Source organism: Caulobacter sp. GW821-FHT05F04 (assembly GCF_059419665.1).
Map to the genome: position 1 here is coordinate 59,719 of NZ_JBWKSF010000005.1, position 12,783 is coordinate 72,501.

The window sequence follows — 12,783 nt, forward strand, 5'->3', positions numbered from 1 at the left end:
TAGCCGGTCCCGCGCCCGGAGGCAGACCCTAGTCGGCCTGATTCATCACGGGCTGAAGCGCGATCACGAGATCAGAATATTCATCCGCCCGCGAGGCGCCCGAGACGTTCAGGCGCGTGTAGAGCCAGGTCGCGCCATGGCGGGCATAGGCTTCCGACCAGCGGGCCTTGGCGTCGATCAGGTTGTTGGCCTCACCGGCGAAAACCACAGCGCCCTTGGCGTCCACATAGACGTAGTTACCGGCGATCGTGGTCGCAGGCTCGCCGTTCTCGGCCAGCTTGTAGCGATAGACGGCGCCCGAGGCGCCCTTGAGTTCGATATAAGGCTTCACGCTGTCCTCGCCATAAAAGCCACCCGGCGTAGGGCTTTGGTTTTGATCGTTAATCGCGCGCCTGAGCAGCGAGGCCGCCTACGCATTCGCCTGACGCGCTAGCAGGACGTGAAGCGTCCCGTGGGCCAAATTATGGCTGGAGGACACCCGACCTGGCCAGGAACTTGCGGGTCCGCTCTTCACGCGGGGAGGAAAGCAACTGACGGGAGGGTCCTTGCTCCACGATGACGCCGCCGTCCATGAAAATCGTCCGATCAGCGACATCTCGGGCGAAGTCCATCTGGTGGGTGACGATGACCATGGTCCGTTTTTCGACGGCCAGATCGCGGATCACGGCCAGCACCTCGCCGACCAGTTCGGGGTCGAGGGCCGAGGTCGGCTCGTCGAACAGGATGACCTCGGGATCCATGGCCAGAGCGCGGGCGATGGCGCAGCGCTGCTGTTGGCCACCGGATAGCGCGGCGGGATAGGCGTCGGCGCGACCGCCCAGGCCGACCTTCTCCAGCAGGGCCAGTCCGCGCGCGCGGGCCTTGGTTGGATCTTCCTTGCGGACGACCACCGGTCCCTCGATGACGTTTTCAAGCGCCGTCTTGTGCGGAAACAGATTGAAGCTCTGGAAGACGAAGCCGACCCGGCCGTTCAGGGCCTTGGCCAGGGGAACCTTGCCGCCGGCCGTGACGCCCGCGATGGTCAGCTCGCCTCCGTTCAGGAGTTCCAGACCCGCGAGACAGCGCAGCAGCGTGCTCTTGCCCGAACCGCTGGGACCGATGATGGCGACGATCTCGCCGGGGACCACGGTCAGGTCTACGCCCGCCAGGACGAGGGTGTCGCCGAAGCTCTTCTTCAGGCCCTTGGCGTCGATCGCGCTCATCGGCGGCCCTCCGCAGCGCGGCGTTCCAACTGGCCCTGCACGGCCGCGAGCACGGTGGAGAGGATCCAGTAGATGGCCGCCGCGGCCAGGTACATGGTGAAGATCTCGTAGGTCCGGGCCGTGATCAGCTGAGCCTGGCGGAACAGCTCCGGCACCTGGATGGTGGCGGCCAGGGAGGTGTCCTTGACCAGGCCGATGAAACTGTTCGACAGCGGGGCGACGGCGGTGCGGGCGGCCTGGGGCAGTATCACTCGGCGCAGGGTCTGGCCGCGGCTCATGCCCAGCACGCCGGCGGCTTCCCACTGGCCCTTGTCGACGGCGTCGATGGCGCTGCGCAGGATCTCGCAGGAATAGGCCGCGACGTTCAGCGAGAAGCCGATGCCGGCGGCCGCTAGGGCGGGCATCTCGATCCCGAACTGCGGCAGGCCGTAGTAGATCAGAAACAGCTGCACCAGCAGCGGCGTGCCCCGGAAGGCCGAGACATACACCGCCGCCGGCCAGCGCAGCAGCGGCGAGCGCGACAGGCGCATCAGGGCCAGGCCAAAGCCCAGCACGACCCCGATCCCCATGCCGATGACGCTGAGCAGGACGGTGTAGCCGGCGCCCTTCAGCAGCAGGGGCGCGGACTGGCGCAGCAGATCCAGAGCTGTGTCCATGGCCCTAGTGCGTCACGTCCATGCCGAACCACCGCTGCGAGATCGCCGTCAGCTTGCCGCTGGCGCGCAGCGCCTCGATGGCCTGGTCGACAATAACCTTCAGAGCAGGATCCTTCTTCATCGCCACGCCCGAGCCCTGGGCCGCGAACGGCGGGCCCGAGGCGACGAATTCCGGCGAGTTCTTGACGAAGTCGGCGGCGACCAGGCGGTCGTTCAACACCGCGTCGATACGGCCGGCGCGCAGATCCTGGTACTTGGTGGGATCGTCGTCATAGGTGCGGATGTCGGCCTTGGGCACGTTGGTCCGCGCCCACTGCTCGTAGTTGGTTCCAAGGCCGACGCCGACCTTCTTGCCGGCCAGGTCCTCGGGCTTGTCCAGGCCCGGCTTGTCTCTGAGCTTGATGATCTGGATGCCCGAGACGGTGTAGGGTTCGGAGAAATCGTACTTGGCCTGGCGCTCGGGCGTGATGGTGATCTGGTTGATCACCACGTCGACGCGGCCCGATTCGAGCGCTCCCAAGAGGCCCGCGAACGGGGCGGGCCGGAAGTCGGGCTTCAGGCCCATCTGCGTGGCCAGGGCCTTGGCGAAGTCGACCTCGAAGCCAGCCAGCTGGCCGCTCTTGTCCTGGAAGTTGAACGGCGGATAGGTGCCTTCCAGGCCGATGCGCAGGGTCCCCGAGGCCTTGATCCTGTCCCAGGCGCTGGCGCCAGCGTCGGGCTTTTTGCCACAGGCGGCGAGCAGAGCGAGGCCGAGACCGGAGAGGACGGCGCGGCGGGCAGGGAATCGCATCGGACGAACCTTTGGGCGAAACAATCTGTCGCAGTTCTATACGGGCGAGCGCGCTTCGCCAGCCCGAACATGGCGAAGCTCTTTCCACCTGACCGCGAATTAAGCTGACGCCTACGCGGACTCGGGGCTTGCTGCTTTAGTTCATCCCGGGGAGGGGAGATCATGGCTCAATTCGACCCGGCGGCCGCCACGGCCGCCTATCTGGCGCAGCTGCCGCCGGAAGCGCACGAAAAGGCGCAGCACTATACCCAGGGCGGTCACTGGCTAGTGTTGTGGGGCTTCGTCGTCTCGGTCCTGGCGGCCTGGATCATTATCCGCACCGGCGTGCTGACCAAGGTCGAGCAGGGCGTCGAGCGCAAGAAGGGACGGCCGCTCCTGGCCAGCTTCGTGGTCGCCGCCGTCTTCGTCGCTTTCAGCTGGCTGCTGGAGCTGCCCTGGTCGGTCTATTCGAACTGGTGGCGGCAGAAGCAGTACGGCCTGACCAGCCAGGCCTTCGGCGGCTGGCTGACCGAGAACCTGATGGGCACGGCGATCTCGATCGTGTTCACCGCGATCTTCCTGGCGCTGCTCTACGTGTTGATTCGCCGCGCGCGCCGTCTGTGGTGGCTGTGGGCCGGGGGCCTGACTGCGGGGTTCATCGTCTTCGGCATGCTGTTGGCCCCGATCTATGTCGAGCCGCTGTTCAACAAATATAGTCCCGCGCTAGCCGGTCCCGTGCGTGACGAGGTCGTGGCCATGGCCAAGTCGGTCGGCATCCCGAGCGACAAGATCTTCGTCTACAACGGCTCCAAGCAGTCCAACGCCTATACCGCCAACGTTTCGGGCCTTGGCGGTTCGGCCCGGGTGGCGATGAGCGACGTGATGTTCAAGAAGGGCGCGGACATCGCCGAGGTGCGCGGCGTCGTCGGCCACGAGATGGGCCACTACGCCCACCAGCACAGCCTGTGGATCACCGGCATTTTCGCCGTGCTGGCGGTCATCGCCTTCTTCATCGTCGACCGGACGTTCCCGTGGTTCGCGCAAGCGCTGAACGCCAAGGGCGTGACGGGCGTCGCCGATCCGGCCGGCCTGCCGGTGCTGGCGGTGATCATGGCCGTGCTGGGCCTGATCGGCGGCCCGATCACCAACACCCTGGTGCGCGAGGTCGAGAGCGACGCCGACCGCTACAGCCTGGTGAACTTCAACGAGCCTGACGGCCTGGCCAAGGCCCTGGTCAAGACCATCGAATACCGCGCCGCCACGCCATCCAGGCTGGAAGAGGTGCTGTTCTACGACCACCCGGCGGTCAGCGTCCGCGTCCGCCGCGCCATGGACTGGAAGGCGACGCATCCGAAGCCCTGAGGCACGAAAAAGCCCCGCGCCACCGGGCGCGGGGCTCCATTCCGTTCGGGCTGTGTGGGCTCAGCGCTTGCGCACGAACACCGTGCCGGCCGAATAGCCGGCGCCGAAGCTGCAGATCAGGCCCGTCTCGCCCGCCGCGAAGTCGTCATTGGCCTGGTGGAAGGCGATGATCGAACCGGCCGAGCTGGTGTTGGCGTATTCGTCCAGGATGATGACGTTCTCGCCCGGGGCCGGATCGCGGCCCAGCACTTTTCGACCGATCATCTCGTTCATGTTGATATTGGCTTGATGGAGCCAGAGGCGCTTTAGCCCCGCGGGGTCGATGCCGAGGTCGGTCGCGTGCTCGAGGATCATCTGGCTGACCATCGGCACCACCTCGCGGAACACCTTGCGGCCTTCCTGCACGAACAGCTTGTCGCGCGCGCCTTCGCCTTCAGGGGCAGCGCGGTTGAGGAAGCCGAAGTTGTTGCGGATGTTGTTGGAGAACTGGGTCTTCAGCCGCGCGCCCAGGATATCCCAGCCGTCGCTGGCCAGGCCGGCGTCCTCGATGATCACGGCCGTGGCCACGTCGCCGAAGATGAAGTGGCTGTCGCGGTCCTTGAAGTTCAGGTGGCCCGAGCAGATCTCCGGATTGACCATCAGCACGGCCTTCGCGCTGCCGGTCGTGACGAAGTCGGCGGCGGTCTTGATGCCGAAGGTGGCCGACGAGCACGCCACGTTCATGTCAAAGGCAAAGCCCTCGATGCCCAGCGCCTGCTGGATCTCGATGGCCATGGCCGGGTAGGGGCGTTGCATGTTCGAGGCTGCGCAGATCACCGCGCCGATCTCGCTGACCGGCTTGCCCCAGCGCTCGATCGCCTGTTTGGCCGCCTCGACCGCCATCTCGGCCAGGATCGACAGCGCCTCATTCGGACGCTCGGGAATCACCGGGCGCATGATCTCGGGATCGACGATGCCCGACTTGTTCATCACGAAGCGCGACTTGATGCCCGAGGCCTTCTCGATGAATTCGGGCGAGGAGGGGGCCAGGGCGACCACATCGCCGGCCGCGATGGCCTCGGCGTTGGCGGCGTTGAAGCGCTCGACGAAGGTGTTGAAGGCCTCGACCAGCTCGGCGTTCGAAATGGAAAAGGGCGGGGTGTACAGCCCCGTGGCGGCGATGACGGCTTGCGGCAAGACGACGGTCCCGATGATGCGCGCGGACCTCGTCCTTGGTGGGGGCGGGTCCGCGTTCTGACGCTTGTTTGACTCGTAGATAGCACGGATGGCGCGGGCGTCATCAACTGCGGCTTTTAGGTCACGACACGGAATGGCCTCGAACGCGACCGTGAACCGCCGCATGCCCGCCGCGTTATCCGATTAGCAAGAGCTGGCTGAGGGTGCTGAAGACTACGAGTAGAATTGGAGTACAAGAATGAAGACTCTCATCACCGCCACCCTGATCGCCGGTTCGGTTCTAGCGATCCCGATGTTTGCCCAAGCTCAGAATTCGACCGAGGTCTATGGTTCGTTGAACTATGGACAAACTCGGACGCGCGGCGCTGACACCGGCGCTATTCAAGGGCGTGTGGGCGCCAAGCTTACGCCCAATTTCGGTGTCGAGGCCGAGGCGGCCGGCGGCGTCGACGGCGATACGGTCTATACGCCGGGCGGTCCGGCCAGCGTGAAGATGGAGCACCAGGTCGCGGGCTACGCCGTCGGCTACCTGCCGGTGACCCCGAACCTCGATCTGCTGGCCCGCGCCGGCTACGGTACGACCAAGTTCAAGACCAACAATCCGGCCGCCGCGAACTTCGACGGCAGCCACGACAGCTGGAACTATGGCGTCGGCGCCGAATACAAGTTCGACGACAAGAACGGTCTACGCGCCGACTGGACCAAGTCTGAATATACCAAGAGCGATCTGAGCTCGAACACGATGTCGGTGGGCTACGTCCGCCGCTTCTAAGGCCGAGCGGCCCTCGTGGCTTTAAGGACGGCGCGCCTCTCGCGGGGCGCGCCGTTCGCGTTTCCGCGACCCCGTGACGACTTGACGGACGGGCCTCGCTCGGCAATCTGAACGGCAATAAGTTACGGGGGGATGCGTCGGTCTTGGACAAGGCGCTGTTGATTCAGCTGGGCGGCTCGATAGCCGCCGTGGCTCTGCTTGTGGCGTTCGCGGCATGGATGGGGGTGGCGAGAGCGACCCCGGCGCTTGACGCCGAGGCCGCCCGCGCCTTGGTGGCGCTCGAATTTCCCGATCACAAGCCAGACGCTGTCTGGATCGCCGCCGACGGCGCGGGGGTCATTGCGCGCGAGGGCGATCTGGCGCTGGTGCTCTACCGGCGAGGCGACGGCTATGTCGCGCGCGACCTGCCGTGGAGCACGATCGCCGGCCTGAAGCCGACGAACGGTCGCCTGGCCCTGCGCCTGGGCGACGCCCATCCCGTGTTCGCCGTCAATGATGACGCCTGGCCGCCGAAGGAGCTCGCCTGATGCTGAAAGCCCCTTTCGATCCCGTCCAGTTGGCCATCCCGTTCTTCGTGCTGGCCATCATCCTGGAGATCCTGGTCGGCCGCCTCGGCAAGGCGAAAGCCAACTACGAGACGCGCGACACGGCCGTGTCGCTGACCATGGGCTTGGGCAGCACCGTGGCCGGCCTGCTGTTCGGCGGGGTGGTGTTCGCCACGACGGTCTGGGTCTGGCATCACCGGATCTTCACCATCCCGATGACCGCCGTCTGGGCCTGGGTCGCCGTCTTCCTGCTCGAAGATCTGACCTACTACTGGTTCCATCGTCTGGCGCACGAGCGGCGCGTCTGGTGGGCCAGCCACGTCAACCACCACACCTCGACCCACTACAATCTGTCGACCGCTCTGCGGCAGACCTGGACCGGCGGCGTCGCCGGCACCTGGCTGCTGTGGCTGCCGCTGTCGTTCCTGGGCTTTCCTCCGGCCATGGTGGCCATCCAGAAGGGCGTCAGCCTCGTCTACCAGTTCTGGATCCATACCGAGGCGATCAAGCGCATGCCGCGCTGGTTCGAGGCGGTGTTCAACACTCCCTCGCACCACCGCGTGCACCACGCCCGCAACGCCCGCTACCTGGACGCCAACTACGCCGGTATCCTGATCATCTGGGACCGCCTGTTCGGCACATTCGTTCCCGAGATCGACGAGGAGCCCTGCCGTTATGGCACGGTGAAGAACCTCGGCAACTTCAACCTGTTGCACAACGTCTTCCACGAGTGGATCGGCATCGGCAAGGACGTGGCGGGTTCGAAATCGCCGCGCGAGGCGCTCGGCTATGTGTTCGGCCCGCCCGGCTGGAGCCCCGACGGTTCGCGCGACACCTCCCACACGCTGAAGGCCAAGTGGCGGGCGCGGATGGAGGCTGGGGACGAGTCTAGCGGACGGTGATGTCGACCGCGATCTGACGCACCGCGCCGTCCGGCGAGGATCCTTGCAACACCATCCTGTCGTGGCCGGTATATCCTGCGGCGGCGGTGTAGAAGGCCTGATTGCCCGGAACCTTGCGGTTGTTGCAGGCCGAGCGTGGATTGGCCGGGGGGAAGGCGGCGAAGTAGGGCTCTTCCTTGACCACGGCCGCGCCGTGCTCCGGCGGTTGCAGGACGGTCAGGGTCGCGCCGGGCTGGTGGGCCGAGCAGTCCGGATCGATGGCGGTGTTGGCCCACACCCGGATCGGCGTGCTGCCGACGGTCGCTTTCTCGACCCGCAGTTTCTCATAGCCTGACGTCCTGTGAGCGGGCGCCACGGTCACCTCGAAACGCCGGGTCTGGGCGAGGGCGCTGGTCGCGATCGCGACGCCGGCGCAGGTCAGCATCAATAGTCCAAACCGCATGTCGCTCATCCCGCGATAATGAAGTCAGACCGACGCTGAACCCGGCTTGTTACAGCAAGATTGCAGCCCTTGGGGGGCTGCAGGCGCATACGCGTTCCTGGCCGTCGACCTTTTCCTGCTTCTCGAAGCGGTCTTCAGTCCCGCAACAGCGGCAGCGACAGGCCCGTCGCCTGGCGGGTGGCCAGCATCTCGCGGCGGAAGCGGAACAGCTCGGCCGGGCGACCGCCGGTCTCGGCGTCCAGGCGGCCCAGGCCCTCGACCAACTCCTCGCGCTCGACCACCCGGCGGAAGTTCTGCTTGTGCAGCGGCACGCCGGCGATGGCCTCGACCGTGCGCTGCAGGGTCGAGAGGGTGAACTCCTCGGGCGTCAGTTCGAACACCACCGGGCGATATTTGATCTTGCCGCGCAGGCGCGAGAGGCCGGTGGCCAGGATCCGCCGGTGATCCGAGATCATCGGCTCGCCCAAAGCCGCCGACAGAGCCTGGGGCTCGGCCGGGTCGTGGCCGTCGGCGCGGGCGACGTCGCGGGCGGCTTCCGGCGCCAGACCGGCTTCGTAGAGCAGCTCGTAGCGCTCCAGCACCCGTTCCTCGTTCCACGGCGCGCCGTCCAGGGCGAAGGCCAGGCGAGCGCGGGACCACCGTCCGGCGTCATCCGCGGCCCAGCGTCTAAGGGCTGGGGCGATGGCCTCGTCAAGCAGGGCGGGACGGCCGTTGCGCCAGTCTTCCCAGGGGAAGAAGCGCGTCCAGGGGGCCCAGGCGGTGTCGGGGGCGTCGGTGTCGACGGCCTTGGGCGTCAGGCCCAGATAGCCGACCGAGACCACGCGCGCCGCGCCGGCCCCGACCTCGGCGCGCGGGGCGTCGCGGCCCTTGTCGCCGAAGGTGTAAAGTTGCTCGACATAGCCCAGCTGGAACCGGGTCTGGGCGGTCACGAAGGCCCGCAGGCCCAACTCGAAGGTGCGGTGCGCCTCGGGATCGAACGGGCCGAACGGCAGGCCCGCGAGCGGCGAAGCGATATCGGTGATCGCATCGTGCGGTCGCACGGTCAGGACCACGGCCTCGCCGTCGCGGATCGCGACGACCACCGCCGAAAGGCCGATGACGACCGAGGTGCTCATTCCGTTTCGAACGCCGCGCCTGGGGCGCTCTCGAAGCCCGCCGCCCGCGACAGCACGTGAAAGCGCTGGACGTAGCGGGCCTGGGCCTCGAACGGCGGTTGCGGCGTGATCTTCAGATCATAGCCGGCCGGCGGCGCGCCGAAGATCGCCATGGACTCCGCATGCTCGAAGCCCGCCAACTGGGTGGCCTCGAAGAAGGCGCAGGCTCGGTCGGCCTGCTTGATCAGTTTCTTGATCGGGGCGGGGGTCTTCACCGGCAAGCCGAAGCGGATGTGGATCGCGTCCTCCAATCGGGCCTCGAAATCCTTGTAGCTGACGCCCAGCGCCGCCTTGAACGGACTGATCATGTCGCCGATCACATATTCGCTGGCGTCGTGCAGCAGGGCGGCCAGGCGCCAGCGCGGCTCCAGGTCCGGCTTGATGTGCGCGGCGATCTCCTCGACCACCAGGCTGTGCTGGGCCACCGAGAAGCCGTGGTCGCCGACCGTCTGACCGTTCCATCGGGCGACGCGGGCAAGGCCGTGGGCGATGTCCTCGATCTCGATGTCCATCGGCGACGGATCGAGCAGGTCGAGCCGACGTCCGGAAAGCATTCTTTGCCAGGCACGGGGCGGTCCGCCCCTATGCAGCCCTTTGGCCACGAGATCGTTCCTCACGGTGAAGGTGGTTGACTGACCCATCGGTTGCGAAAGATCAATGTGGCCGTCGTCGTCATCTGTGGAAATGCCCTTGAAGGGAGTTCGATCATGAGTTGGGCGAGAATCATGGTCCCGCTGGCCGGGACCCCGAACGACAAGGGCGTCTTGACCTCCGCCGCGGCCCTGGCGGGCGCGTTCCAGGCCGAACTGGCCTGCGTCCACGCCCCGGCCGACATGGCCGACCTGATGCCCTGGATGGGCGAGGGGTTCATGGGCGGGGTGCAGGTCACGGCTCTCGAGAGCCTGAAGGAAGCCGCCCAGGAAGGCGCGCGCGCCTGTGGCAAGCTGGCGGCCGAGACTGGCTATCCGCGCACGCGGGTGATCAGCCTGGAGTCTCCGGTCTGGGCCGGCCTAGCCATGGAAGGCCGCCTGTCGGACGTCATCGTGTTCGATGACGCCTCGGCGCGCGGCAAGGGCCCGCTGGCGGAAGCGTTCCAGCAACTGGTCGCCGACGAGCAGCGCCCGACCCTGGTCGTCCGTCCGGGCTTCAAGGTCGACGGCGTGGCCCTGGTCGCCTGGGACGGCGGCAAGGAGGCCAGCCGCGCCGTGCGTACGGCCCTGCCGCTGCTGCAAAAAGCGGGATCGGTGATCGTCGCCGGCGCGCCGAACGCCTCGTCGCGGGCCTTCGAACTGGACCGTCTGGTCGAGTTCCTGGGCGCCCGCGGCGTCAAGGCGACCGTCAAGATCCTGGAGGGCGCCAACGACGCGGCCGGCCTGCTGCTGGGCGCGGCCAAGGACGTTGGAGCGAACCTCCTGGTCGCCGGCGCGTTCGGACATCCCAGGCTGCAGGAGTTCATATTCGGGGGCACCACCCGTACGCTGCTCAACAGCGACGGGCCGTCCTTGTTCCTGTCGCACTAAGACGCTGAAATTTTCTCACAAGAAAGGAGACCTCGAATGTCTCTGTCTCGCATCATCATGCGCCTTGCGCGCAATCCAGGCACCGAATTCGCCGGCGGCGACGACCACCGCGGCTACGCCCTGACGGCGCCTTTGACCGAAGACGGTCATATCGACGAGGGCGAGTACGCCAAGGTCAAGGGCGCGTGCAGCGTGCGTCGTTTCGCGCCCGACGAAGACGCCGCGGACGGTCGCCTGAACAGGCGCGGGACTCACTGGTTCTTTGACTACGACAACCAGGACAGCGCCGACGACGAGCCGCTGCACCGCCTTGGCGAACACCGTTTCGCCCTGGGCGAGTACGTCACGGTCACCGACGAGGACGGTCGTCCGCTGACCTACAAGGTGATGGAGGTCGCGCCCGTCGCGCAGTAGGAGGCCTCAGCCCCCTACATTGTGGCGGACCAGGGCCTTCATGTCCTTGAACAGGTCGTGGTCGTCGGTGTCGCGGGTCTTGGCCTTGACGACGGCGACGGCCAGCGGGCCGCCCTTGGGGCCGCGCGCCTCGTAGCCGGCCAAGCGATAGCCCTTGGGCGCCTTGTCGTTGGCCAGGATCAGGGTCGAGCGCACGGAGTCGTTGCCGCCCTTCTTGGCGCGGATTTCCGCCCCGTGGTCATTGGCCTTGATGGTGACGTCGCCCTCGTGCTCGTCCTCGGCCTGGACGTTGACCGAGCCGTGGCCGTCGTCGCCCCTGAAATTGACGTTCTTGTTGACCTTCACCTCGGCGGCGCCGCCGTCGCTGTTGATGGTCAGGTGGCCGATGCGGATATCGGCGCCGCTGTCGCTGGCGTCGATCTTCACGCCTGGCAAGTTGATGCTGGTGTGGTTCTTTCCCATGCCCTTGTGTTCTGGCGGCTTGGGCGGGGCTGGGGGCAGGGGCATGATCCCCTTCAGTTCGGTCTCGATCGGCGCAAGGGCCGCCTCCGCGTCTCCGCCGTTCAGCTTGACTAGGCGCAGGTCGACATTGGCCTCGTCCGAGACATAGGCGCAGGATTGGCCGTCGTCGGCCTTGGAGATCAGCTTCAATTCACCTTGCTTGTCGGGGCAGTCGAGGCGGTCGATGACCCGGATCGGCTCGCGTCGGCCCAGCTTGCGCTCGGCGTGCTCGGTCTTGCTGGTCTCGGCGCGCTGGCAGGCGGTGAGGGCGGTCGCGCCGACGCCGATCATCAGCGCCGTGGCCAGCCATTTCGCCCGCGATTTGGAATAGCGCATGGATTGTCGATCTTCCCTGATTTGGCGGGAAGTTGGGCGCGCGCCGGGCGCGCGTCCAGTGAAATCCAAGTAACGACCAATTGGTCGCGGACCTATTGGCCCGGACGAGCCCCAGAACCCTCGCGGCGAGCCAGGAAGGCCAGGCGTTCGAACAGGTGCACGTCCTGCTCGTTCTTGAGCAGGGCGCCGTGCAGGGGCGGGATCAGCTTGGTCGGGTCCTTCTCGCGCAGGACCTGATCATCGATGTCCTCGACCAGAAGCAGCTTCAGCCAGTCCAGCAGCTCGGAGGTCGACGGCTTTTTCTTCAGGCCCGGCACCTTGCGCATGTCGTAGAAGATGCGCAGCGCCTCGGACACGAGCTTCTGCTTGATGCCCGGGAAGTGGACATCGACGATGGCCTGCATCGTCGCTTCCTCGGGGAAGCGGATGTAGTGGAAGAAGCAGCGGCGCAGGAACGCGTCCGGCAGTTCCTTCTCGTTGTTGGAGGTGATGATGATGATCGGCCGGACCTTGGCCTTGATCGTCTCATCGGTCTCGTAGACGTAGAATTCGTTGCGATCGAGTTCCTGCAGGAGGTCGTTGGGGAACTCGATGTCGGCCTTGTCGATCTCGTCGATCAGCAGCACCGGGCGCTGCTCGCTCTCGAACGCCTCCCAGAGTTTGCCCCTCTTGATGTAGTTCTTGACGTCCTTGACGCGCTCGTCGCCCAGCTGGCTGTCGCGCAGACGGGTGACGGCGTCATACTCGTAGAGGCCTTGCTGGGCCTTGGTCGTCGACTTGATGTGCCAGGTGATCAGTGGGGCGTTGAGGGCCTTGGCGACCTCGTAGGCCAGCACCGTCTTGCCCGTGCCGGGCTCGCCCTTGATCAGAAGGGGGCGCTCCAGAGCGACCGAGGCGTTCACCGCGACCTTCAGGTCGTCGGTCGCCACGTAGTCGGAAGTACCCTCGAAACGCTCGCTCATGCCCATCTCCGCCAGCCGGTTCGAACAGTTGTTCAAAACGAACTGATCAAACTACCGGCGCTTACGCGCT

Annotated in this window: 16 protein-coding genes; 6 read left to right on the forward strand and 10 right to left on the reverse strand. The window is 66.2% G+C overall.

Features of this window, described 5'->3' with window-relative positions:
* Positions 1–28 precede the first annotated feature (28 nt).
* From AC07R7_RS14500 to tcyJ, 4 genes are all read right to left on the reverse strand, one after another.
* Entirely contained in the window at positions 29–331 is a 303-nt protein-coding gene (locus AC07R7_RS14500) for a hypothetical protein (RefSeq protein WP_492839321.1), read from the reverse strand.
* Between the two features lie 130 nt (positions 332–461).
* Positions 462–1,202, reverse strand: a complete 741-nt coding sequence (locus tag AC07R7_RS14505) for an amino acid ABC transporter ATP-binding protein (protein WP_494635644.1) — start codon at positions 1,200–1,202, stop codon at positions 462–464.
* The gene (gene tcyL, locus AC07R7_RS14510; RefSeq protein ID WP_492839317.1) at positions 1,199–1,858 is read right to left on the reverse strand and encodes a cystine ABC transporter permease; all 660 of its coding nucleotides are present in this window, start codon (positions 1,856–1,858) and stop codon (positions 1,199–1,201) included. The genes AC07R7_RS14505 and tcyL overlap by 4 nt, the downstream gene beginning before the upstream one ends.
* A gap of 4 nt (positions 1,859–1,862) precedes the next feature.
* Positions 1,863–2,648: a cystine ABC transporter substrate-binding protein gene (gene tcyJ, locus AC07R7_RS14515; RefSeq protein WP_494635645.1), complete on the reverse strand. Its 786-nt coding sequence runs from the start codon at positions 2,646–2,648 to the stop codon at positions 1,863–1,865.
* A 162-nt stretch (positions 2,649–2,810) separates the two neighbouring features.
* On the opposite strand from tcyJ, the gene AC07R7_RS14520 reads away from it, so the two are divergent.
* Positions 2,811–3,989, forward strand: a complete 1,179-nt coding sequence (locus AC07R7_RS14520; protein ID WP_494635646.1) for a M48 family metallopeptidase — start codon at positions 2,811–2,813, stop codon at positions 3,987–3,989.
* A 60-nt stretch (positions 3,990–4,049) separates the two neighbouring features.
* On the opposite strand, the gene AC07R7_RS14525 is transcribed toward AC07R7_RS14520, so the two are convergent.
* On the reverse strand, positions 4,050–5,165 hold the full coding sequence (locus tag AC07R7_RS14525) for a beta-ketoacyl-ACP synthase III (protein ID WP_494635647.1): 1,116 nt from the start codon (positions 5,163–5,165) through the stop codon (positions 4,050–4,052).
* A gap of 238 nt (positions 5,166–5,403) precedes the next feature.
* Here AC07R7_RS14525 and AC07R7_RS14530 point away from each other — a divergent pair, with 238 nt between their 5' ends.
* The 3 genes from AC07R7_RS14530 (at position 5,404) to AC07R7_RS14540 (ending at position 7,384) form a co-directional block, all read left to right on the forward strand.
* A complete protein-coding gene (locus tag AC07R7_RS14530; RefSeq protein WP_492885382.1) occupies positions 5,404–5,937 on the forward strand; it encodes a porin family protein in 534 nt (177 codons plus the stop codon).
* A gap of 143 nt (positions 5,938–6,080) precedes the next feature.
* Complete coding sequence (locus tag AC07R7_RS14535; protein WP_494635648.1) at positions 6,081–6,464, forward strand: hypothetical protein; 384 nt, start codon at positions 6,081–6,083, stop codon at positions 6,462–6,464.
* On the forward strand, positions 6,464–7,384 hold the full coding sequence (locus AC07R7_RS14540) for a sterol desaturase family protein (RefSeq protein WP_494635649.1): 921 nt from the start codon (positions 6,464–6,466) through the stop codon (positions 7,382–7,384). The genes AC07R7_RS14535 and AC07R7_RS14540 overlap by 1 nt, the downstream gene beginning before the upstream one ends.
* Here AC07R7_RS14540 and AC07R7_RS14545 read toward each other — a convergent pair.
* From AC07R7_RS14545 to AC07R7_RS14555, 3 genes are all read right to left on the reverse strand, one after another.
* Entirely contained in the window at positions 7,371–7,826 is a 456-nt protein-coding gene (locus AC07R7_RS14545; protein WP_494635650.1) for a hypothetical protein, read from the reverse strand. The two genes, AC07R7_RS14540 and AC07R7_RS14545, sit on opposite strands and share 14 nt — an antisense overlap.
* A 134-nt stretch (positions 7,827–7,960) precedes the next feature.
* Positions 7,961–8,941 (reverse strand): NUDIX hydrolase, encoded by a 981-nt coding sequence (locus AC07R7_RS14550; RefSeq protein ID WP_492839306.1) that lies wholly within the window; start codon positions 8,939–8,941, stop codon positions 7,961–7,963.
* Positions 8,938–9,582, reverse strand: a complete 645-nt coding sequence (locus AC07R7_RS14555; protein WP_492885374.1) for a YfbR-like 5'-deoxynucleotidase — start codon at positions 9,580–9,582, stop codon at positions 8,938–8,940. The genes AC07R7_RS14550 and AC07R7_RS14555 overlap by 4 nt, the downstream gene beginning before the upstream one ends.
* A gap of 105 nt (positions 9,583–9,687) precedes the next feature.
* Here AC07R7_RS14555 and AC07R7_RS14560 point away from each other — a divergent pair, with 105 nt between their 5' ends.
* Together AC07R7_RS14560 and AC07R7_RS14565 are read left to right on the forward strand one after the other, a co-directional pair.
* Positions 9,688–10,500, forward strand: a complete 813-nt coding sequence (locus tag AC07R7_RS14560) for a universal stress protein (RefSeq protein ID WP_494635651.1) — start codon at positions 9,688–9,690, stop codon at positions 10,498–10,500.
* Between the two features lie 36 nt (positions 10,501–10,536).
* Positions 10,537–10,914: a hypothetical protein gene (locus tag AC07R7_RS14565; protein WP_494635652.1), complete on the forward strand. Its 378-nt coding sequence runs from the start codon at positions 10,537–10,539 to the stop codon at positions 10,912–10,914.
* 6 nt (positions 10,915–10,920) lie between these two features.
* Here the strand turns inward: AC07R7_RS14565 and AC07R7_RS14570 are convergent, their stop codons facing one another.
* Positions 10,921–11,751 (reverse strand): hypothetical protein, encoded by an 831-nt coding sequence (locus tag AC07R7_RS14570; protein ID WP_494635653.1) that lies wholly within the window; start codon positions 11,749–11,751, stop codon positions 10,921–10,923.
* A gap of 92 nt (positions 11,752–11,843) precedes the next feature.
* Positions 11,844–12,713 carry an AAA family ATPase gene (locus AC07R7_RS14575; RefSeq protein ID WP_492839301.1) on the reverse strand — a complete coding sequence of 290 codons (870 nt, stop codon included), beginning with the start codon at positions 12,711–12,713 and terminating at the stop codon, positions 11,844–11,846.
* Positions 12,714–12,783: the final 70 nt, after the last annotated feature.